Origin of the sequence: Flavobacterium pectinovorum (assembly GCF_022802975.1) — a bacterium.
Classification (GTDB): Bacteria; Bacteroidota; Bacteroidia; order Flavobacteriales; family Flavobacteriaceae; genus Flavobacterium; species Flavobacterium pectinovorum_B.
The window spans coordinates 22765-44989 of sequence record NZ_JAFEVZ010000019.1 but is presented as its reverse complement, the minus strand read 5'-3'; the positions used below and the strand labels follow the sequence as shown (position 1 = coordinate 44989).

At 34.5% G+C, this 22225-nt stretch carries 21 protein-coding genes and 1 other RNA gene; 14 read left to right on the top strand and 8 right to left on the bottom strand.

The genetic code is table 11. From position 1 onward, the window contains the following. Window positions 1-2108, bottom strand: a 2108-nt coding sequence (locus tag FLV_RS19145; protein WP_317235682.1) for an Ig-like domain-containing protein, incomplete at its 3' end; no start/stop codon positions are given. A gap of 583 nt (window positions 2109-2691) precedes the next feature. Here FLV_RS19145 and FLV_RS19140 point away from each other — a divergent pair. The 6 genes from FLV_RS19140 to FLV_RS19115 all read left to right on the top strand — a co-directional run bounded on the left by FLV_RS19140 (window position 2692) and on the right by FLV_RS19115 (window position 8575). Next, complete coding sequence (locus FLV_RS19140) at window positions 2692-3177, top strand: SixA phosphatase family protein (RefSeq protein WP_243236345.1); 486 nt, start codon at window positions 2692-2694, stop codon at window positions 3175-3177. A 5-nt stretch (window positions 3178-3182) separates the two neighbouring features. Continuing rightward, window positions 3183-5264 carry a polyphosphate kinase 1 gene (gene ppk1 / locus FLV_RS19135; protein ID WP_243236339.1) on the top strand — a complete coding sequence of 694 codons (2082 nt, stop codon included), beginning with the start codon at window positions 3183-3185 and terminating at the stop codon, window positions 5262-5264. Window positions 5265-5467: 203 nt separating this feature from the next. Further along, entirely contained in the window at window positions 5468-6358 is an 891-nt protein-coding gene (locus FLV_RS19130) for a Ppx/GppA phosphatase family protein (protein ID WP_243236337.1), read from the top strand. Between the two features lie 15 nt (window positions 6359-6373). After that, on the top strand, window positions 6374-6955 hold the full coding sequence (locus FLV_RS19125; protein ID WP_243236335.1) for a TMEM175 family protein: 582 nt from the start codon (window positions 6374-6376) through the stop codon (window positions 6953-6955). A 10-nt stretch (window positions 6956-6965) separates the two neighbouring features. After that, entirely contained in the window at window positions 6966-7526 is a 561-nt protein-coding gene (locus FLV_RS19120) for a Crp/Fnr family transcriptional regulator (RefSeq protein WP_243236331.1), read from the top strand. Window positions 7527-7996: 470 nt separating this feature from the next. Beyond that, window positions 7997-8575, top strand: a complete 579-nt coding sequence (locus FLV_RS19115; protein ID WP_243236330.1) for an NAD(P)H-dependent oxidoreductase — start codon at window positions 7997-7999, stop codon at window positions 8573-8575. 48 nt (window positions 8576-8623) lie between these two features. Here FLV_RS19115 and FLV_RS19110 read toward each other — a convergent pair whose 3' ends face one another. The 3 genes from FLV_RS19110 to FLV_RS19100 all read right to left on the bottom strand — a co-directional run bounded on the left by FLV_RS19110 (window position 8624) and on the right by FLV_RS19100 (window position 11164). Further along, window positions 8624-9037 carry a DNA polymerase III subunit gamma/tau gene (locus FLV_RS19110; RefSeq protein ID WP_243236328.1) on the bottom strand — a complete coding sequence of 138 codons (414 nt, stop codon included), beginning with the start codon at window positions 9035-9037 and terminating at the stop codon, window positions 8624-8626. A gap of 239 nt (window positions 9038-9276) precedes the next feature. Then, complete coding sequence (gene dnaX, locus FLV_RS19105; RefSeq protein ID WP_243236326.1) at window positions 9277-10362, bottom strand: DNA polymerase III subunit gamma/tau; 1086 nt, start codon at window positions 10360-10362, stop codon at window positions 9277-9279. 142 nt (window positions 10363-10504) lie between these two features. Continuing rightward, window positions 10505-11164 (bottom strand): hypothetical protein, encoded by a 660-nt coding sequence (locus FLV_RS19100; protein WP_243236322.1) that lies wholly within the window; start codon window positions 11162-11164, stop codon window positions 10505-10507. Window positions 11165-11315: 151 nt separating this feature from the next. Between FLV_RS19100 and FLV_RS19095 the strand changes: the two genes are divergently transcribed. Both FLV_RS19095 and FLV_RS19090 read left to right on the top strand, forming a co-directional pair. Then, window positions 11316-11801 (top strand): hypothetical protein, encoded by a 486-nt coding sequence (locus FLV_RS19095; RefSeq protein WP_243236321.1) that lies wholly within the window; start codon window positions 11316-11318, stop codon window positions 11799-11801. 10 nt (window positions 11802-11811) lie between these two features. Beyond that, window positions 11812-12261 (top strand): nuclear transport factor 2 family protein, encoded by a 450-nt coding sequence (locus tag FLV_RS19090; protein ID WP_243236320.1) that lies wholly within the window; start codon window positions 11812-11814, stop codon window positions 12259-12261. Between the two features lie 241 nt (window positions 12262-12502). Here the strand turns inward: FLV_RS19090 and FLV_RS19085 are convergent, their stop codons facing one another. After that, complete coding sequence (locus FLV_RS19085) at window positions 12503-12796, bottom strand: hypothetical protein (RefSeq protein ID WP_243236319.1); 294 nt, start codon at window positions 12794-12796, stop codon at window positions 12503-12505. A 124-nt stretch (window positions 12797-12920) separates the two neighbouring features. Here FLV_RS19085 and rnpB point away from each other — a divergent pair. Both rnpB and FLV_RS19075 read left to right on the top strand, forming a co-directional pair. Then, window positions 12921-13248, top strand: an RNA gene (gene rnpB, locus FLV_RS19080) — RNase P RNA component class A. Window positions 13249-13370: 122 nt separating this feature from the next. Then, on the top strand, window positions 13371-13913 hold the full coding sequence (locus FLV_RS19075) for a DUF3575 domain-containing protein (protein ID WP_243236318.1): 543 nt from the start codon (window positions 13371-13373) through the stop codon (window positions 13911-13913). Window positions 13914-13967: 54 nt separating this feature from the next. Here FLV_RS19075 and FLV_RS19070 read toward each other — a convergent pair whose 3' ends face one another. Together FLV_RS19070 and FLV_RS19065 are read right to left on the bottom strand one after the other, a co-directional pair. Beyond that, entirely contained in the window at window positions 13968-14573 is a 606-nt protein-coding gene (locus FLV_RS19070; protein WP_243236317.1) for an RsmD family RNA methyltransferase, read from the bottom strand. Next, window positions 14570-15391, bottom strand: a complete 822-nt coding sequence (locus FLV_RS19065) for a DUF3822 family protein (protein ID WP_243236316.1) — start codon at window positions 15389-15391, stop codon at window positions 14570-14572. The genes FLV_RS19070 and FLV_RS19065 overlap by 4 nt, the downstream gene beginning before the upstream one ends. A 364-nt stretch (window positions 15392-15755) precedes the next feature. Here FLV_RS19065 and FLV_RS19060 point away from each other — a divergent pair, with 364 nt between their 5' ends. The 4 genes from FLV_RS19060 to kdsB all read left to right on the top strand — a co-directional run bounded on the left by FLV_RS19060 (window position 15756) and on the right by kdsB (window position 19646). Further along, window positions 15756-17165 carry an ATP-dependent RecD-like DNA helicase gene (locus FLV_RS19060; protein WP_243236315.1) on the top strand — a complete coding sequence of 470 codons (1410 nt, stop codon included), beginning with the start codon at window positions 15756-15758 and terminating at the stop codon, window positions 17163-17165. A 76-nt stretch (window positions 17166-17241) separates the two neighbouring features. Beyond that, window positions 17242-18072 (top strand): 4,5-DOPA dioxygenase extradiol, encoded by an 831-nt coding sequence (gene ygiD, locus FLV_RS19055; RefSeq protein WP_243236314.1) that lies wholly within the window; start codon window positions 17242-17244, stop codon window positions 18070-18072. A 194-nt stretch (window positions 18073-18266) separates the two neighbouring features. Next, window positions 18267-18830, top strand: a complete 564-nt coding sequence (locus FLV_RS19050; RefSeq protein ID WP_243236313.1) for a helix-turn-helix domain-containing protein — start codon at window positions 18267-18269, stop codon at window positions 18828-18830. Window positions 18831-18911: 81 nt separating this feature from the next. Next, window positions 18912-19646: a 3-deoxy-manno-octulosonate cytidylyltransferase gene (kdsB, locus tag FLV_RS19045; protein WP_243236310.1), complete on the top strand. Its 735-nt coding sequence runs from the start codon at window positions 18912-18914 to the stop codon at window positions 19644-19646. Between the two features lie 146 nt (window positions 19647-19792). Here the strand turns inward: kdsB and FLV_RS19040 are convergent, their stop codons facing one another. Beyond that, window positions 19793-22204 (bottom strand): thiamine pyrophosphate-dependent enzyme, encoded by a 2412-nt coding sequence (locus FLV_RS19040; RefSeq protein ID WP_243236309.1) that lies wholly within the window; start codon window positions 22202-22204, stop codon window positions 19793-19795. Window positions 22205-22225 lie beyond the last annotated feature (21 nt).

Genomic DNA, 22225 nt, shown 5'->3' with positions numbered 1-22225 from the left:
GCTACGGGAGCCTGAGCTTGAGCGGTTGCCAAACCTGAAAGATCACTGCATTGTAAAGTCACATTTAGAGAAGTGGCTGCAGTTGTCCATGTTGGTGCTGTGTTGTCCTGAATGGTAATTACCTGAGTAAAAGTAGTTGAGGTGTTGTTACAAACATCTTTGGCTTCCCAGGTATTGGTATAAGTTCCAGAGTTTACGCAAGAGCCTTGTGCGAAGTTTCCGCTTATTTTGGTGTAGGTTACAATTCCGCCACAATTATCAGTTGCTACAGGAGCCTGAGTCTGAGCGGTTGCCAAACCAGAAAGGTCACTACATTGTAAAGTCACATTCAAAGCGTTAGCAGTAGTTGTCCATATTGGCGCTGTGTTGTCCTGAATGGTGATTACCTGAGTGAAAACACTTGAGGTGTTGTTACAAACGTCTTTGGCTTCCCAGGTGTTGGTATAAGTTCCAGAGTTTACACAAGAGCCTTGTGCAAAGTTTCCGCTTATTTTGGTGTAGGTTACAGCTCCGCCACAATTATCAGTTGCTACAGGAGCCTGAGCCTGAGCGGTTGCCAAACCGGAAAGATCACTGCATTGTAAAGTAACATTCAAAGCGTTAGCAGTAGTTGTCCACATTGGCGCTGTGTCGTCCTGAATGGTGATTACCTGAGTGAAAACACTTGAGGTGTTGTTACAAACGTCTTTGGCTTCCCAGGTGTTAGTATAAGTTCCAGAGTTTACACAAGAGCCTTGTGCAAAGTTTCCGCTTATTTTGGTGTAGGTTACAGCTCCGCCACAATTATCAGTTGCTACAGGAGCCTGAGCCTGAGCGGTTGCTAAACCGGAAAGATCACTGCATTGTAAAGTCACATTCAAGGCATTAGCAGTAGTTGTCCATGTTGGTGCTGTTGTGTCGTTAACAGTAACTATTTTTTCACAAGTAGAACTGCATCCATTTGAAGTAGTTGTTAATAATAATTTAAATGTTGTATTGCAAGTAGAGCCAGCTAAAACAGTTACGCTTTGTGCATTTGTAGCAGATGTGATTGTAGCACCATTTGCAGTTGCTGAAGGCAAAGACCACGCGTAAGTAGTCATATTGGCTGGAGCCATATAAACATTAGAAGAAGACAAACATACAGGACCAGAAGCACCAGTAATGGAACAACCAATAGGAGCATTTACCGTTACGGTTGCTTGACTTGTGGCAATATCATTTCCAGAACATAAACCTGAATTTGAAAATATTGCTCTAAATAATGTAGTTTCTGTTAAATTAGCTGTATTATAGGCTGTTAAACCCGCAGTATTAGGGATATCTACCCACACTGAAAATGGAGCAACAGATGATTGCCACTTACTTACAGTAGAATTAGCATTGAGACCGGTTATTGTTAAAGCGCTACTAGCTCCTGAACAAATAGTGGTGTTTGGTCCAACGGTTCCTTTTAGTGGAATTCCAAATGTAAGTGGAGTATTAAGACATTGATTTGAACTAGGAGAGTTACCGCTAACAGATGCTAATTTTGTAATATTGATTACACCAGGGTTATTTGGATCACAAATATTAATTCCCAAACTTCCAAAAGGAATATTAAACTCTAAAAATGTATTACCAGAATTACAATTGGCATTACCAGCCTGTACAGCAAGACCAGGAGGGATAACGTTAGTTTGAGTTTTAACACTTCCATTTCCTGTATATAAAGTAAAACCATTTCCGTTAGAATTGATTTCTAAGATATATTCAGCACCAGCTACACTAATGGTACCTCCAAAGGAGTCTGATGTTAATCCGGTTAAAGGATTATTATTGGTATCTAAATACAGTCTAAAAAGTGCTGAACCACCATTACCAATGTCCATCCCTAATCTCAATACTTGATTTTGAGTGTCAACTTTAGCGTGAATCGTTCCAATTTGGCACGTTGAAGAAGGACTGGCTAATAGCACTTTGCTATAAACAGTGCCAGTTGCATATTCATCACCAGCTGTATTGGGACCTGGGCAGTAATCTCCATCATATGTACCTTGAGAGTAGCCACTTGTAATAAATATTAAAAGGAACGTTATCAAAACGCTTTTAATATTAATATTTTTAAAAAAATAAGTAATGATTTCCATAATCTCTAATTTTATTAAGTTAGGATTAAAATGTTTTTGGACTTCTTGTCTTTTAATGAATTTTTGGGGTTATTCAGTTAAGAGACTATTGAGATTTATGAATTTGAAAGAATGTAGAGTTTTGATTATCTCAAAATTTTAACATAAAATCTATGAATCAAAATTATATAGATTGGTTTAATTATGTTTTTTTTATCCGTAACTAACCTGAAAAATCGTTTAAGTGCTATTTTTTTGTTAAATAACTATCTTAAATTATTTCTTTTTAATGAAATTATAACAGGTAAAAAAATATTTTTCACATTTTTTGAATATGTTTTTTAAGTTAAATGTAATTTTAACACGTTGTTATTCAATGTTTTGAGTGTTGTTTTTTTGTATTTGAATACTATCGATTAAGTGATATGTTTAATAGATGAACAGCGCTTTTTTCTAATTGATTTGTATTTTATTTTTTTACTTTTTGTTAAAAATTATTCCGAAGTGTTAACAGAATAAAAAAAACATAGGCTATTGGAATTTCTTTTGTAAATTAGGATTGAATTCCTGTCTTGGGTATTTATCCTAAAAAAAATATCGTTTTATGAAAAATTTAATTTTAATACGACATGCAAAATCTAGTTGGGAAGCCCCTTTAAAAGATTTTGACAGACCTTTAATGAAAAGAGGTATTTTAGATGCCCACAGCGTTTCAGGTGCCATTTCAAAATTTCTTCCAAAAACCTATATAATCTGGAGCAGTACAGCTGCACGAGCTTCAGAAACCGCTATAATTTTTGCCCAAAATTTGTCATATCCATTAGAAAGTATTTTATTCAAAGACGAATTGTACACTTTTGATGACAGGCATCTTGAAAAAGTTATCAAATCATGTGATAATAGTTTAGAAAGCGTTATTCTTTTTGGGCATAACGAGGCTATTACAAATTTTGTTAATAAATTTGGGGATGTTTTTATAGAAAATGTCCCAACTTCTGGTTTCGTATCACTGCAATTTGATACAGAAAGCTGGGATACCATACATAAAGGCAAAACCCATAAAACAATTTTCCCCAAAGATTTAAAATAAACAACGTGCACGAACAGAAATATATAGACAGAGAAAAAAGTTGGTTAGCGTTTAATGCAAGAGTACTTCAGGAAGCGGCAGATAATACGGTTCCATTATTAGACAGACTTCGTTTTGTTGGAATTTTTTCAAATAATTTAGACGAATTTTTCAGGGTTCGTTATGCCGCAATTCGAAGATTGAGCCTTTCCGGAATTTCAGGCGAAAAATATTTGGGTGGTGTTTCTGCTCAACAGCTGATTAAAGATATTACCGAAATCGTGATTCAGCAACAGTCTGAAAGTTTGCGTATTTTAAGTAATATTGAAGCTGAATTAGAGGCTGAGAATATTTTTATCATCACAGAAGATGAAATTAAAAAGGAGCAGGAAAATTATTTAAAAGACTTTTTTACTCAAAAATTAAGCCCTGAACTTGTTACTATTATATTAAATGATCTGGCAGAATTTCCTGTTCTTAAAGATACTTTAGGCTATTTGGCTGTTCGTCTGGAAATGAATGAAAATGACGAAATTCGTTATGCTGTCATTGAAATTCCAAAGACCATTAACAGGTTCGTTGTATTGCCTTCAAATGATGATAAGCAATACGTCATTTTAATTGACGATGTTATTAGGTATAATCTTAAAAATATTTTTAACATTTTCGATTGTAAAAGTGTTTCCGCCCACATGATTAAAATCACGCGTGATGCACAGTTGGATATAGACAGTGATTTGAGTAAAAGCATGCTCGAAAAAATTGCAACTTCGGTTAAAGACAGACGTATTGGAGAGCCTGTTCGTTTCATTTACGACAGTCAGATTGAGGATGATACGCTACATTTCTTTTTGGATAAAATGAAAATCGTAGAAACGGATAGTATAATTCCGGGTGGAAGATATCATAATCGTCGTGATTATATGAGTTTTCCTAATTTAGGAAGATATGATTTACTTTATAAACCTAATGAACCATTACCAATTCCGGGCTTAAGTTTAGGAGGAAGTATTTTGGAGAAAATCAGTAAAAAAGATTATTTACTGCATGCTCCTTATCAGTCGTTTTCGTACCTGACAAAGTTTTTGCGTGAAGCTGCTTTAGATCCAAAAGTGACCAGTATAAAAATTACGTTATATCGTCTGGCTAAGAATTCGCAAATTATCAGTTCTTTGATTAACGCTGCCAAAAATGGTAAAAAAGTAACGGTTCAAATCGAACTTCAGGCACGTTTTGATGAGGCCAGTAATATTTCGTATGCAGAGCAAATGCAAACAGAAGGGATCGAACTTATTTTTGGAATTAAAGGACTAAAAGTACATAGTAAAATTTGTGTTATTGAAAGGGTTGAAGACGAAAAAACACGCCGCTACGGCTTTATTTCGACTGGAAATTTTAATGAAGCCACAGCTAAAATTTATACAGATGTAACACTTTTTACCTGCAATCAGGGAATCTTAAAAGACATTTCAAAAATATTCGAATTTTTTGATATCAATTACAGAGTGCACAGATACAAACATTTAATTGTGTCACCACATTATACACGCTCTAAGTTTATTAAACTCATTGACCGCGAAATTTTACATGCTTTGGCAGGTAGAAAAACACATATAAAACTTAAAATGAATAGCTTGTCCGACTTTAAAATGATCGATAAGTTGTATGAGGCAAGTAACGCGGGAGTTAAGATTCAGCTTCAGGTAAGAGGAATTTGTTCTTTGATTCCGGGAATTCCGGGCATGAGTGAGAACATTGAAGCAATTAGTATTGTTGATAATTATCTGGAGCATTCAAGGGTTTATATTTTTGGAAACGCCGGTTTAACCGAAGTGTATATTTCTTCAGCAGATTTTATGACCAGAAATCTTGATGGAAGAGTAGAAGTTACCTGTCCAATTTATGATTTGTCCATTAAAAAAGAGTTAATAGATAATTTTAATATTGCCTGGAAAGGGAATGTAAAGGTGAGATATCATTCTTATAAATTAGACAATAAGTATAAACCAAGAAATCATCATGCTCCTTTCAGGGCGCAATTTGAGACTTATAAATATTATCAGCATAAAGTCGAAATAGCCGAAGTAGCGGTTCAAAAAACAAATTAATAACAATGAAGTGATTTAGACTTTTTCCATTTGCTAAAAAAATTGTCTTTTGCACCCAATTTCAGTCTTTTTTTCGTTCCGTAGCCCTGCTATGCATCTTAAAAAAGACTGAAATTGGGCACAAAATCCTTAATTTTCGCTTAAACGCAAAAAGTCTAAATCACTTCAATACAAAATTTTAAATTTCAAATCATAAAGTGAGCATGATTAAAATAAAAAAATACGCAGCAATAGATATCGGTTCAAATGCCATGAGGCTCTTGATATCCAATGTTGTTGAGCAAGAAGGCAAAGATCCGCAATTTAATAAAAGTTCACTTGTTCGTGTGCCAATACGTTTGGGGCAGGATGCCTTTACAGTTGGTGAAATTTCGACAGAAAATATAGAAAGAATGGTGGATGCAATGAAAGCATTCAACCTTTTAATGAAAGTTCATAAAGTAGAAAGGTATATGGCTTTTGCAACTTCGGCTATGCGTGAGGCATACAATGCGAAGGAGGTTGTGGATTTGATTAAGAAAAAAGCAGACATAAAAATTGAAATTATCGATGGAAAAAAAGAAGCGGCAATTATTGCTTCAACAGATTTGCATCATTTGCTTAGAACAGATCAAACGTATCTTTTTGTAGACGTTGGTGGTGGAAGTACCGAATTTACTCTCTTCTCTGATGGGAAAATGATTAACTCAAGATCATTCAAAGCAGGAACGGTTCGTTTGCTGAATAATATGGTTCATGATGTGGTTTGGGATGAAATTGAAAAATGGATCAAAGCCAATACCAAAGATTATGAAGAAGTGACGCTTATTGGTTCCGGAGGAAACATCAATAAATTATTTAAGATGTCCGGAAAACAACAGGAAAAACCGCTTTCGTATATTTATATCAATTCACAATATGCTTTTTTAAATTCTTTGACCTACGAGCAGAGGATTGCCGAATTAGGGCTGAATTCTGACCGTGCCGATGTAATCATCCATGCAACCCGTATTTATCTGAATGCGATGAAATGGAGTGGGGCACGCCAGATATATGTTCCAAAAATTGGACTTTCTGACGGAATCGTAAAAGCAATGTATTACGGTAAAATTTAATTTAGGATTTACTAGATGAATAAAACAAGACTTGAAGCTTTCAGTGATGGCGTTTTAGCTATTATTATCACCATTATGGTTTTAGAAATTAAAGTGCCTCACGGACATGAGTTTGCCGACTTAAAACCGCTTATCCCTAAATTTTTGAGTTACATACTTAGTTTTATTTACGTGGGGATTTATTGGAATAATCATAATTACTTATTTCATGGCTTGTCTAAAGTAAACGGAAAAATTCTTTGGGCAAATATGTATCTGCTTTTTTGGCTTTCGTTAATTCCGGTGGTTACAGGATGGATGGGAGAACATAATTTTGCAAAAAACGCTATGGCCTTATATGGCACTATTTTGTTTTTGTGTGCGATAGCTTATTATATTCTGGAGCGGGTTATAATCATTGCTGAAGGAAAAAATTCAGTGCTGGCAAAAGCAATAGGTTATGAAGTCAAAGGAATAGTTTCTGCTGTTTTATATATTCTTGGAGTCGTTTTTTCTTTTTACAGTGAATGGATTTCAGGTGCTGCTTATTTCATTGTAGCAATGTTATGGCTTATTCCGGATAAAAGGATTGAAAAAGTTTTTGCTTCAAAAAATTAATTAGAATTTGATGAAAGCAGTTTTTCAGTCTATTCAGAATCTTTCTCCGGAGGAGTTAAATCTTTTAGATGGTTTAATTACATTTCGAAAACTAAAAAAAGGAGATTTTTTATTGATGGAAAATGAGGTCTGCAATGAAATTGTTTTTATCGAAAAAGGAATTCTGCGTTCTTTTTTCTTTAATCATAAAGGAGATGAGATTACAAATTGTTTTGCTTTTGAAAATGAATTTATGGCGTCATTTGCCAGTTTTATAACCAAAGAAATAGCAGAAGAAAACATTCAGGCATTAACAGATACAGAAGTTCAGGTTTTAAGTCGGGAAAGTTTGGAAAAGCTGTACCAGTCAGGTTATAACTGGCAGGAAACCGGAAGAAAATTAACGGAAATAGAATTCGTAAACCTGAATAAAAGAATGATTTCATTTCAAAAATTATCAGGCGCACAACGCTACGAAGAACTTTTTCAGAATCACCAAAAATACCTGCAGTTAATTCCGCTTCAATATTTAGCTTCTTATTTAGGAATTACTCCCAGACATTTAAGCCGTATTCGTAAAGCTGTTGTCTGATTTTAAAGTTTTGTTTCTCGCAGATTTTACAGATTTTATTTTATTGATATAAACGTAACTGGTTTAAGAAAATTGATTTAAAAAATTATAAACCTGAGATCGATTATTCAAAAAAACACCTTGTATTGTTTATCCTGCAAGGTTTTCAAAACCTTGTAGGTATTAATGCTAATGATCGAATACCTTCAAGGTCTCGAAAAAGACCTTGAAGGAATATTAATCAACATCATTAATTTGTAAATAATTTTGTATTGGATTAATCGAACTTAGGTTATAAGTAAAACATGTTAGACAATTTAAGGAATCGATGCCATCCTGAGCGGAGTCGAAGGCTTATGAGTTCGAATCTGCCTGATCTGCATAATCTGAGAGAGAATAAAAATAGCCAGAATACCCAATTTACATTTTTTTCAGGACATTTGTCCGGTAAAAGATAAAACTTCAATCGTATTTTTAACAAAAAGACCAATATGAAAAAAATACTGATTATAAACGGACATCCAAATCCTGAAAGTTTCAATTTTGCGATTGCAGAGACGTATAAAAAAGGAGTAATCGAATCTGGTACTGCAGTTGATATCATTACAATCTCTGAACTACAATTTAATCCGAATTTACAATTTGGATATCAAAAGCGAACCGATTTAGAACCGGATTTGGTAAACGCCTGGAATAAAATTCAAACAGCCAATCATTTGGTTTGGATCCATCCTGTTTGGTGGGGAGGTCTGCCTGCGATTACAAAAGGTTTTATCGATCGTTTGTTTCTGCCGGGAATGGCATTTGAATACCGTGAAAATTCAGTTTGGTGGGATAAACTCCTAAAAGGAAAAACCGCACATATTATTACAACTTTAGATCAGCCCGGCTGGTATTACCGATTGGCTTATGGAAGACCAAGTGTGAATCAATTAAAAAAATGTACGTTAGAATTCTGTGGTGTAAAACCGGTAAAAGTAAGTTATGTCGGAATTGTAAAAACCGCTGATAAAGCACAAAGAGAAAAATGGTTGCAGAAAGTTTACGATTTCGGATTAAGAAATAAATAGCTATTTGCGGAATGAGAGAATAAAAAATAATAATTAAATATAACCGTACTAAGGTATATCCAATCCAAATGTAGAACGTAAAAGTTCAATATTTGGGTTGATTTCTAATAAACGATTGTATCGGTCCTGATCGTTAAAACTTCTTTTAGTTTCTATGGTTTCATTTACAATTACTTCAATAGTGATGTCGTGATTGTGTAAATGACCTTTTAAATATCCTAAAATTCCGTTAATCTGGCTTTCAAAATCTAATTTAGAACCTTCATTTGGCAATTCAAGAGTAATTACTGTTCCGTTTAATTTTGGGTCGTTTATCAATAATAACGATTCCATGATTTTGAAACCTTTTTCTCCTAAGCGTTGCGCATATTTGTTCCAGTACAAAAGCATGTCGGTTTCAGTAAATTCTTCTGTAAGCAAAACTGATGTAGGTTTTACATAAGATTTAGCATTGGCTTCCAATTCTTTTTTCTTGCGGATACTTGCTAAAGAAAAAGCAGAAACTTTAGGTTCATTACTTGCTTCAGGTTTTGGAGCAACAGGAGTTTGAGCTTGTGAAGTTGTATCTGTTTCTTCTTTTTGCGGTGTTACGCCTTCCGTTATAGTTTTTGAATTTTCAACTTCTACGGGATAACTTTGAACTTTAGACTTTGGACTTTCGACTATAGAGTACCCACTATTTTTAAAGTAAACAGGCGGAATTATGAATTGCTCAGCTTTTTTTTTTCTCCATCAAAGTTGATAGAGGCTAATTGCATCAAACATAGTTCGACCAAAAGACGCTGATTTTGGCTTAATTTATATTTTAAATCGCAATCGTTGGCAATGTCAATTCCTTTTAATAAAAAATCCTGAGAACATTTTTGAGCCTGTACACCATACATTTGTTGTGCTTGTTCTCCCACTTCAAGCAAACTTAAAGTTGCAGGTGTTTTACTAACCAATAAATCCCTGAAATGTGAAGCTAAACCGGCAATAAAATGATGCCCGTCAAAACCTTTTGAAAGAATTTCGTTGTAAGCGATTAAAAGATCCGGAATCTTATTTTCTAAAAGTAAGTCGGTAATGCTGATGTAGGTTTCGTAATCTAAAACGTTTAGGTTTTCGGTTACGGCCTGGCGTGTTAAGTTGGTTCCGCAATACGAAACCACACGGTCAAAAATGGATAAAGCATCACGCATGGCACCATCTGCTTTTTGAGCAATAATATGCAATGCATCGTCTTCAAAATTGATTCCCTGACTTGCTGCAACTTCAGCCAAATGTTCTTTGGCATCTTTTACTGTAATTCTTTTGAAATCAAAAATCTGACAGCGTGATAAAATCGTTGGAATGATTTTGTGCTTTTCTGTTGTTGCTAAAATGAAAATTGCATGTTTTGGTGGTTCTTCCAATGTTTTCAAAAAAGCATTAAAAGCAGCCGAAGACAACATGTGAACCTCGTCAATAATATAAACTTTGTATTGTCCGGTTTGCGGCGGAATTCGAACCTGATCAATCAGACTTCGAATGTCATCTACCGAGTTGTTGGATGCGGCATCTAACTCAAAAACGTTAAAAGCAAAATCTTCATTTGGATCGTCATATCCGGGCTGGTTTATTTTACGGGCCAGAATACGCGCACAGGTTGTTTTTCCAACTCCACGCGGTCCGGTAAATAAAAGGGCAGAAGCAAGGTGATTGCTTTCTATGGCATTTAGCAACGTGTTGGTAATGGCTTTTTGACCCACAACATCCTTAAAGGTCTGCGGGCGGTATTTACGGGCCGATACTACAAATTGTTCCATATTCTGTTTTATTCGATAGCAAATATAGGCCGAAAATTACCAAATCACAAATCTGAAATTAATAAAACTGAAATAGGATTTGAAGTGTTTAAACAGCTGTTAGTTTTACTATTTTACCCTCAGGAAATTAACAAAAATTAAATCATGATTTTGATTTTTTCTTCATCAAAACAACGAAAATTAAAACTAAGAGCAAGACGGTAGTTATAATCAAAGAAATAATAATGTATTTAGCATAGGTTTCTATTTTTAGATCTGCTTTTTCTTTTTCAGAAATTGTATTTTGATCAGATTTGTAGATTCGTAATCTTTCTAACTGATTAATCCAATTTGTTAGATTTTCTTTTTCATATTCTAATTCGATCACTTTTCTATATAAGGATTTAATGTCTTTATTTTTTATATTAAAATATTCCTCCTTTTGAGGTGGAGGAGGATATGAACCTGTATGGGATTCTAATCCCATGCTTGGCGAACATTGACTTATGCTAATTGTTTTATCGTTATTAAAATTGGCATATACAATCCAAAGATCTTTTTTTGTTGGTGTAATTGAGCAGCTAGTAGAGTTTGTTCCTTTAACAAGTACAGCATTAGTTTCTCCCTTAAATAATTCTATAATTTTAAAAGAATAAGTTCCAGTTATTGGATTAAATTTTATCACTTCTCCGTAAAAAACAATATCAGAGTATTTCAATGCTTTATTTATCATCGTTTCTTTATCCAGGATTTTGCAATCGCATGAAAAGGAATTACTATAATTGAAAAAGAAAATTAAAGCGAAAATGTATTTTAATTTCATAAAAGAAAATTTTACTACAATAATAATCATTTTTACTTGCTTTATTTTGTACATAAAAAAGTATTATTTTCGTATTAATTAGCACTATAATTAACTGCCAATATTGAAACAAAATGGAAAAATTAATTTCCTAAAATTTGATTAAACGTTTATGCAACAATATAATTTTAAAAATAATATCCTAAATCTAAAAGTAAAAAAATCTCCAATCTTAGTTCGAGCAGTAATGTTCGGATTAGCTTTTTCTTTTTTTGTATTTCCTGTATTAGGAACTCTTGTTGGAATTTTGACTGGAAATGGATTACAATTTGGTTATTTTGTTGCAATAGGAATATTTTCTCTGATAGGATTTTATCTGCTTCGGGTTTCGTTATGGAATACTTATGGTGAAGAAACTATTGAAATATTAGAAAATAAGATTATTTATGAGGCAAATTATGGATGGTTTAAAGATGGAAAAAAAGAAATGACAATAATAGTTCCGGAATATTCTTTTAAACCAGCAGGATATGAGGAAGATAATGAAGGTGTTTTGGTTATTACTTCTAAAGAATCTCAGATCGAATCGGTTATAAAAATGCCAATGAAGGAGCTGGAAGCATTATTGGTCGTTTTGAAACCAGTTATTAACTCTTAAAATTTACTTTATGAAAAAGTACTCGGTTTTTATGGTAATCGTATTTTGTTCGTTTAAATTTCATGCCCAAACTGCGCAAGATTCAGCTGCCATAAAGCGAGTAGCTTTGGCCTACATCGAAGCACAGCACATTCCAAATCCCAAATTGATGGAAGGCGCACTGCATCCGAGAATGGTGAAAAGATCAGTTTTTAGAAGTAAGGCAGCGAAGAAAGATTATGTTTCAGAATACTTTGCCGAAAACATGGTGATCCTTGCTGAAACGTATAACGTAAAAGGAGACAAGTTTCCGAAAAGCCCAAGAAAAGAAGTTAAATTACTGGATGTTTCGGCTAAAACGGCTTCGATTAAATTACTGGCTGATGCCTGGATTGATTATATGCATATTGTGAAAGAAAATGGCGAATGGAAAATTATAAATGTGCTTTGGCAGTATAATGATGTGTCACAGCATGAATAAGTTGGAAATTTAACGCAAAGATGTTAAGATTTGTATTTTATGTCATTTCTTTAAAAGTACCTATTTTGATTACGTTTAAAGAAATGACATAGGTTATAAAATTTTTGTTGTTTCTTTTGATTTTGAAAAGCATAACTTTCTTTTGAAACCTAAAGCCCTAGCCCTGATGGAAACGGCATCCTTTTGTGGCGGTGTTCGCCGCAAAAGATACAGTGTACAGCAGGTTCCCGGCTGCTGAAAATTATCTTCCCCTAATGCTTAAATCAAATAAAAACTTTGCGGTTTCCTGATCTGAATCGGCAGAAAAACCTGCTACGTAAACCCCTTTTTTACCTGAATTTGATTTAATTCCGTAAACAACTGCCTCATCGCCCGGGTCTGAATCCCCTTCGTATCGATACACATGAACAATTTCAAATTTCTCAGGATTCTTTTTAATCATGTCCGAGTTACGATTAAAATCACAGGTAAATCCTTTTTCATTCAATTGATCTAAAGCTTTTGAAACAGTTGCGTAATGATACATTTTAGCCATAATAAATGAATTTAAAAATTAAGGATTTTAAAGATAACCAATTTAAAATTAAAACGTTAAGAAAGTTTTTTAAAAATCTGAAATTTAAACCCTCGTTTCTTCGCTTATAAATCGCTACTTTTGCGCTGCAGACCGCCTTATCGTCGTTCGCTTTTGCGGAGGGAGGAAAGTCCGGACACCACAGAGAAGCATAGCGGGTAACACCCGTCGGCGTTAGAAATGGCGCAAGGACAAGTGCAACAGAAAGTATGTACAGGTAATGCTGTAGTGAAACCAGGTAAACTCTATGCGGTGAAATACCAAGTATATCAGCATTTAAGGGCTTCTCGTCCGTTGTTGAAGGGTAGGTAGCTTGAGTTTCGGAGTAATTCGAAATCTAGATAAATGATAAGGTATTGTTCCGTTGCAGAACGGGACAAGAACAGAATCCGGCTTACAGGTCTGCTTTTTTTATATTTTTAAGTGTTCTCACATTATGATTTTAAGGGAGATAATTACAAGTTTAATTGTAAGAAAATAATAGTATTTTTTAGGTTTTAAAATACTATTTTTGCGCCAATTAATTAAAATCAAAATGAGAAAAGCTTATTTGTTTGTACTGTTTTCAGTTCTTTTTACAAACGTTGTTCAGGCACAGGATGAAGCTCCGGTTGCTGTAGCAAAAAATCAATTTAAAATCAATTTATTGCTGCCAGGTTTTGTTTACGAACATGGTTTTGATACAAAAAACACATTGTATTCAGAGGTGAGTATTGGATTAGGGTTTTCATCTAATTCCAATAATTCCAATTTTGCTTTTTTTCCTAATATAAATGAGCAATTTCGTCATTATTATAATCTTGAAAAAAGAGCGGCAAAAGGTAAAAGAACTGCGCGTAATTCAGGAAATTATTTAGCTTTTAATGCCATTTATAATTTTGAATCTATTTCTACAAATAAGGATTACAGAGAAGCAGTGCCTTCATTTACAGTTGGAGCACTCTGGGGATTGCAGCGTACCTATAAAGGCCGTTTCAATCTTGAATTTAATATTGGTCCTGGTGTTAGTTTTGATAAATATGAAACTGAATTTGTTCCTGTTGGAAACTTTACTTTGGGATGGGTTATTGGGAAGTGATTTATAAATACACAAAACCCCTTGAAACACAAGGGGTTTTGTGTATTTGGAATATTAACCTTCGTCTTCGTCAGTAATTTTTGTTGGCAAATCGCCAGGAAGCTCTTCATCGTCATCAGTCGAATTCAATTCGAAGAAACTAAAAAAGGAACCACCATAACTTTTCTGAAAAGAGAAATTACTCAAATGATCCATTTTGGTGTACTTTGAGTGTTCTATAATCATCATTCCGTCTTCATGAAGTAATTCTTTTTCGAAAACGGTCAGCACAATTTTTTCAAATGCTGTCTGATCTAATCCATAAGGAGGATCTGCAAAAATAATATCGTAAGAGGTTTTGCAGTTTTCAAGAAATTTATAAACGTCGCTTTTAGTTGCTGCGATATCAAAATCATATTCTGATGAAATCTGTTTGATAAATTTTACACACCCAAAATCGCCATCAACAGAGGTAATTGGGGCACTTCCGCGTGAAGCGAATTCATAACTGATATTTCCTGTACCTGAAAACAGGTCTAAAACCTTTAAGCCGTCAAAACTAAAATGATTGTTCAAAACATTAAATAATGCTTCTTTACTCATGTCGGTCGTAGGTCTTACAGGAAGGTTTTTTGGCGGAAAAATGCGGCGTCCTTTGTATTTTCCAGAAATGATTCTCATGATTGAAATAAGATATAATGTTTTTGATTCTCGGCAGTTGTGAAGCTGTTTTTTTGCTGTAAAGTGCTTACATCCAAAAAGGATACATTGCGAATGTATTTGTACGCAATGGCATAAAACGGGTCATTTTTATTAATTGTACCTAATAATTCGAGTGGAAAAACTTCCGGATTTAAACTCAATTGCTCGGCTGTAAAAAGTAAATAATAAATAAAATCTTCCGGGGTTTGATATTCAAAAGAATTAAATAATAGCAGTTTTTGATTTTCAACTACGATTATTTCAAAATACTCCGGATTAAAATTGACAATCATTTTTTTGGCGTCATTATTTTTTGAAGCTTCAAGGATTTTTTCGACCAAAATGCTGTTAACATGTTTATAATCAAAAGTTCCTACATTGTCAATTAGAAAGTTGTTGATGTTTATATACGGAATATAAACAGCATTCATCTCGTAATTGGAAATCTCATCATAGGTAAAAAAATCTGTTTCAAAAACTTTTGTGGTGTATTGTAAATAACTGCCAAGATAATTTTCATCGAAAAGAGCCGTAGGAACAAAAGTTGAAAGATTGTTATTATGAATAACCATGATTTCATCATAAGTATCTTTTAATTCCGGATATTTTTTAAAAGCTTCTGCGAAATGATTTTCTATTTTAGTTGTCTTTTTTGAAGTGTCAAACTGAACTTCACTGAACGAAGTAATCCTGTTGTTCAGCGTATCGAAACAACAAAAAGAAAACCCTGTCAGCGAAACCTGAATAGAAAGTTTTTTGTAAATTTTTGATGTGATATTAGTGTTTTGCAATGCCATATTTTGATTTACAATTCATTACCTGTTGTAGCGTCAGGAAAGAATTTAATTCGAACACAAACTTACAAATAAATAACAATATCAATGACAATATCAAAAGTCAATTTCAATTTGAATGTCAATGGCAAAATCTATGTTTAGAAAAAATCAATTGAAAATGTAATGCTAATCAAATAAATACCTTGTAAATGACTTCAATTGTAATAATTTGAGATTAGGATATTAATTGTTTTACATTTAAAGCTACCATTGATCTTAAATTGAGTATTGAAATTGCCATTACCATTGTCATTGATTTTTGCCATTGTAATTGCCATTGTAATTGCCATTTAAAAAGCCGAACTTTGTCTCTCAATTATACCCTATGAATTCAGCATTATTTTATGGCGTTTTGCAAAAAAGATTTCCCTTTGCACCCACTTACAAACAGGATATTTTTTTTCAAAAAATTGCCATTTTTTTAACCGAACCTCAAAACGATACGATCTTTGTATTAAAAGGGTATGCCGGAACGGGAAAAACAACTGTGATTTCGACCATTGTAAATAATCTTGGAGATATTAATAAAAAGTTTGTTTTGCTGGCGCCAACGGGTCGTGCCGCAAAAGTAATTGCCAATTATTCGAATACACCGGCTTTTACGATTCATAAGAAAATATATTTTCCAAAGAAGTCATCGGGTGGAGGAATAGCTTTTACTAAACAGGTCAATAAACATAAAAATACCATTTTTATCGTCGATGAGGCTTCGATGATTTCAGATAGTACTTTGGATAGTGCTTCTCTTTTGGACGATTTGATTCATTATGTGTATTCCGGAACCAATTGTAAAATGATTCTTTTGGGAGATACTGCTCAGCTGCCGCCCGTAAATTTAGATATTAGCCCGGCGCTGGATATTCAGACTTTGGGAATTCATTATGATAAAGAAATTGAACATATCGAACTGGACGAAGTAATGCGTCAGGAAGAAAATTCAGGTATTTTATTTAATGCTACCGAATTGCGTGAATTGCTGAAAGAATCGTTTATAACCGAATTTAGGTTTAATGTAAAAAAATTCAAAGACATTGTTCGCCTGACCGATGGTTATGATATTCAGGATGCTATAAATACGGCTTACAGCAATTATAGTATTGAGGATACGGCTTTTATTGTGCGTTCGAATAAAAGGGCAAACCAATACAATGAACAGATTCGAACCAGAATATTGTTTAAAGAAAGCGAACTTTCAGTCGGAGATTTTCTGATGGTGGTAAAGAACAATTATTTTTGGCTAAAAGAAACTGATGAAGCCGGATTTATTGCCAACGGAGATATTATTGAAGTTTTAGAACTTTTCGGAATTAAAGAATTATACGGCTTTACTTTTGCGAAAGTAAAAATAAGAATGGTCGATTATCCGGATCAGAAACCATTTGAAACGGTTTTGCTGTTGGATACCATAAAAAGTGAATCTCCGTCTTTAACGTACGAAGAATCTAATCGTTTGTATGAAGAAGTGATGAAAGATTATGAAGATGAAACTACGAAATATAAGAAATTTCAAAAGGTAAAAAATAACGAATATTTTAATGGTTTGCAGGTTAAATTCTCTTACGCCATAACTTGCCACAAATCACAGGGAGGACAATGGAATACCGTTTTTATAGAACAGCCATATCTGCCAAACGGTATTGACCGCGATTATATCAGATGGCTTTATACGGCAATGACACGTGCTAAAAATAAGCTATATTTGATAGGTTTTAAAGACGAGAGTTTTGAAGAATAAAAACACCAATTTCACGAATTAGCTCGAATGGATTTTACAAAGTAATTTGTGAAATTAGTGTTTAATAATTTTTGCAATGACAACACTAAACGACTTACATTCGATTTCATCTGCGTTTTCGAATACCGATAAAATGCCGGTTCTGTTTCTTGGACATGGCAGCCCGATGAATGCCATTGAAGAAAATCAGTTTGTGACCGGTTTTCGTAATCTGGCTAAAACGCTGCCTCAGCCTAATGCTATTTTATGTATTTCGGCGCATTGGTTTACAAAAGGCACAAAAGTGACTTCAATGCAAATGCCAAGAACAATCCATGATTTTGGAGGTTTTCCGCAGGCACTTTTTGATGTGCAATATCCTGCAAAAGGAAGTCCTGAACTGGCTTTGGAAACGCAAAAAATATTAGATCCTGTTTTGGTAGATTTAGACGAACACTGGGGTTTGGATCATGGTGCATGGAGTGTCATTAAACATTTATATCCAAATGCAGATGTTCCGGTAATTCAGTTGAGTATTGATTACACCAAATCGGGTCAGTACCATTTTGAACTGGCAAAGAAACTGCAGTCGCTCCGCTATAAAGGCGTTCTGATCATCGGGAGCGGAAATATCGTTCACAACTTAAGATTGGTAGATTTCAGGAATTTTGATAAAGATAATTACGGTTACGACTGGGCAATCGAAGCACGAGAGACGGTTAATAATTATCTGTTGGACGGCAATTTCCAGCCCTTAATAGACTTCGAGAAAATGAATAAAGCAGTTCAGTTGGCAGTTCCAACTCCGGAACATTATCTTCCGTTGCTTTATACTTTAGGGTTAAAAGACAAAACAGATGAATTAGATTTATTCAATGATAAGTTATTAGCCGGTTCACTGAGTATGACTTCTGTAAAAATCATGTAATAAACTTTGAGACTCTTCATGAAATCTTTGTGAATCTCTGTGGTATGAATTGCATAAGAATACCCAAAGGAAGAAATTAAAACCTGAACAAAATCAACGCATTGACAAGAATGTCGTTAAAATGCCGTAAATAAACCGTTATCAAAAGGCAGCTTCATAAGTAGTTTTGTCGAAACAATAAATCAAAATTAATTATGAACGCAATTGGAGAAAAAATTAGAGAAGTAAGAAAGAAAAAAGGTTTGTCTCAGGAAGAACTGGCAGAATCTTCAAAAGTAAATTTAAGAACAATTCAGCGTATTGAAAACAATGAAAGTGAACCAAGAGGAAAAACACTGAACCTGATTTGCGAAGTTTTGGATTTAAATGCTGAAGATATTTTAGATTACGGAAAACAGTCTGATAAAAGTTATCTGGTTATTTTTCATCTTTCAGTAATCGCATTTTTAGTCATTCCGTTAGGGAACATTATTCTGCCTTTAATTCTATGGCTAACCAAAAAAGATAAAATTATAGGGCTGAAAGAAATTGGAGCAAATCTCCTGAATTTTCAAATAATCTGGACAGTATTTGCTTTTGTTACGATAACTGCTTTCGCCTTATGTAAAATTTTGCATTACGGTCAATATGAAATTTTGTTTTATGCATTTATTGCCCTCTATGTACTGAATGTGATTTTGCCAATACTTTTTGCAGTTAAAATGAATCAGGGAAAGACCGAAAGTCTGTATCCAAACCTAATTAAAATCGTAAAGTAATTTAAGACATCATAGGATAATTATATTTTTATCTAAGTTTTGAATACTTACATTTGCTTGACGATAAAAAAATAAATTTAAATGAAAATAATAGCTGTAATTCCGGCACGATATGCATCAACCCGTTTTCCTGCAAAACTGATGCAGGATCTTGGAGGTAAAACTGTAATTTTAAGAACGTATGAAGCGGCAGTTTCTACAAAATTGTTTAATGATGTATTTGTCGTAACCGATTCTGATTTGATATTTGATGAAATTGTTTCGAATGGAGGAAAAGCCATTATGAGCATCAAAGAGCATGAATCAGGAAGTGACCGAATTGCAGAAGCTGTCGCAAATCTTGACGTTGATATCGTGGTTAATGTTCAGGGAGATGAGCCTTTTACAGAAGCCGGACCCTTAGAGCAGGTTTTGTCTGTTTTTAAAAATGATGAAGAGAAAAAGATTGATTTGGCTTCGCTAATGCGTGAAATCACAAATGAAGACGAAATTAATAATCCGAATAATGTAAAAGTGGTGGTAGACCAGTCGCAGTTTGCGTTGTATTTTTCACGTTCTGTAATTCCGTATCCAAGAGATAAAGATACTGGTGTGCGCTATTTTCAGCATATCGGAATTTATGCATTTAGGAAACAGGCGTTATTAGACTTTTACAACCTTCCAATGAAATCCCTGGAAGCTTCTGAAAAACTGGAACAGCTTCGTTATTTGGAATTTGGTAAAAAAATAAAAATGGTAGAAACAACCCATGTTGGAATCGGGATTGATACGGCTGAGGATTTGGAGAAGGCGAGGAGTGTTTTGGCTTCACGATAGTCATTGCGAGGAACGAAGCAATCACACTTGCTGAGTCTGTCGCAATTAGTAGTGCGATTGCTTCGTTCCTCGTAATGTCCCCTTTATGTGTAGAAAACAAAAACGCTCCAAAATAGGAGCGTTTCTTAATATCTAAAAAACTAATCTTAGTATAAGCTTGGAAACTTAGCCGGATTAACTTCATGCATCATATCATACACTTTCTCAAAAATATCTTCTGCTGAAGGTTTTGAGAAATAATCTCCATCAGTTCCGTAAGCAGGTCTGTGTGCTTTTGCGGCAAGAGTCTGCGGTTTGCTGTCTAAATATTTGTAAGCATCCTGTTCTTCCAGAATTTGCTGTAAAATGAATGCAGAAGCTCCTCCCGGAACGTCTTCGTCAATTACTAAAAGACGGTTTGTTTTGGCGATACTTTTTACAATATCTTTATTCACATCAAACGGAAGCAATGACTGAATATCAATTACCTCACAATCAATTCCTAAATCTAAAAGTTCGGTAGCTGCCTGTTGAACGAGTCTTAGAGTTGATCCGTAAGAAACTAAAGTAATATCAGCACCTTCTTTTAAGGTTTCAACCACTCCAATTGGTGTTTTAAATTCACCAAAGTTTAAAGGTGTTTTTTCTTTTAAACGGTAGCCATTCAAACATTCGATGACTAAAGCCGGTTCATCACATTCTAAAAGCGTATTGTAAAAACCTGCTGCCTGAGTCATATCTCTCGGAACCAAAACGTGAATGCCACGAATTGCGTTGATAATCATTCCCATTGGAGAACCGGAGTGCCAGATACCTTCCAGACGGTGTCCACGGGTTCTGATGATTAACGGTGCTTTTTGTTTTCCAACGGTTCTGTATTGTAATGTAGCCAAATCATCACTCATGATCTGAATGGCGTACAATAAATAGTCTAAATACTGAATTTCTGCAATTGGACGCAGGCCTCTCAAAGCCATACCAATTCCCTGACCAATAATAGTGGCTTCACGAATCCCGACATCGGCAACACGAAGTTCACCGTATTTTTCCTGCATACCTTCAAGTCCCTGATTTACATCGCCAATGTTTCCAACATCTTCACCAAAAATCAAAGTTTCAGGATATTTGGTAAACAAAGCGTCAAAGTTATCACGAAGGATCATTCGACCATCTAAGTCGGCTTTGGCATTCTCGGCATATTCAGGAAGTACTTTTTCAACTGAAAAAACATTTTGTACAGATTCTGAATGTAGGTTACTGCTGAATTTTTTCTGCGTAATTCCGATATAATTCGTAATCCATTGAGACAATAACAATTTACTGTTTGGAACTTCAATAAAGCGTAATATTTTTCGGGCTATAGAAAGCATTTCCTTTTTTAAAGGAGCTTTTATGGCACTTAATTCGGATATATATTTTCTGATTCTGTCTTTATGGTTGATACTTGCTTCTGCAATTTGCTCCAATAAAGCCAAAAGATTTTTTTGATCTTCAATAATTGGATTGATAAAAAGGTTCCAGGCTTCTTTTTTAGCTTCCAGAACTTCTTTTTTCAATTGAGCATCAATTTCATCCAGTTCTTCAGGCGAGGCAATATTAATAGCGATCATCCACAAACGCATCTGGCGGATACAATCGTAATTTTTTTCCCAGGCAAGTCTTTCTCCGTTTTTATAGCGTTCGTGGGATCCGGATGTTGAATGTCCCTGAGGCTGTGTCAGCTCGTTTACGTGAATTAAAACCGGAACATGCTGTTCACGTGCAATAGCACCGGCTCTTTCATAAGTTGAAACCAGTTCGGCATAATCCCAGCCTTTTACTCTGAAAATTTCATATCCTTCAGCATCCTCATCGCGTTGGTATCCTTTTAGTATTTCAGATATATTTTCTTTAGTGGTCTGATGTCTGGCGTGTACCGAAATTCCGTATTCATCATCCCAAACGCTCATCACCATCGGAACTTGTAAAACTCCGGCAGCATTGATGGTTTCAAAAAACAAACCTTCAGAAGTGCTTGCGTTCCCTATGGTTCCCCACGCAACTTCATTTCCGTTTACAGAAAATTTATCTTTAATTTCGATTCCGTCAACATTTCTGTAAATTTTTGATGCCTGAGCTAATCCCAGTAATCTTGGCATTTGTCCTGCGGTAGGTGAAATATCTGAACTTGAATTTTTTTGTTTTGTTAAGTCTTTCCAGGAACCATCTTCGTTTAAACTGTGTGTTACAAAGTGTCCGCCCATTTGTCTTCCGGCTGACATTGGGTCAAAGTCCAAATCGGTATGACCGTATAAACCTGCGAAAAATTGTTTAGGTGTAAATTCGCCAATAGCCATCATAAAAGTCTGGTCACGATAGTATCCTGAACGGAAATCGCCGTTTTTGAAAGCTTTTGCCATGGCAAGCTGCGGTACTTCTTTTCCGTCACCAAATATTCCAAATTTGGCTTTTCCTGTCAATACTTCTTTACGCCCTAAAAGACTGCATTCCCGACTGGTAACTGCAATTTTATAGTCATTTAATACTTCAGTTTTAAAATCCTCGAAGGTTAATGTAGTATTGCTTTTTTCTGTAATCATAATCTGGAAGGGTCATGTTTA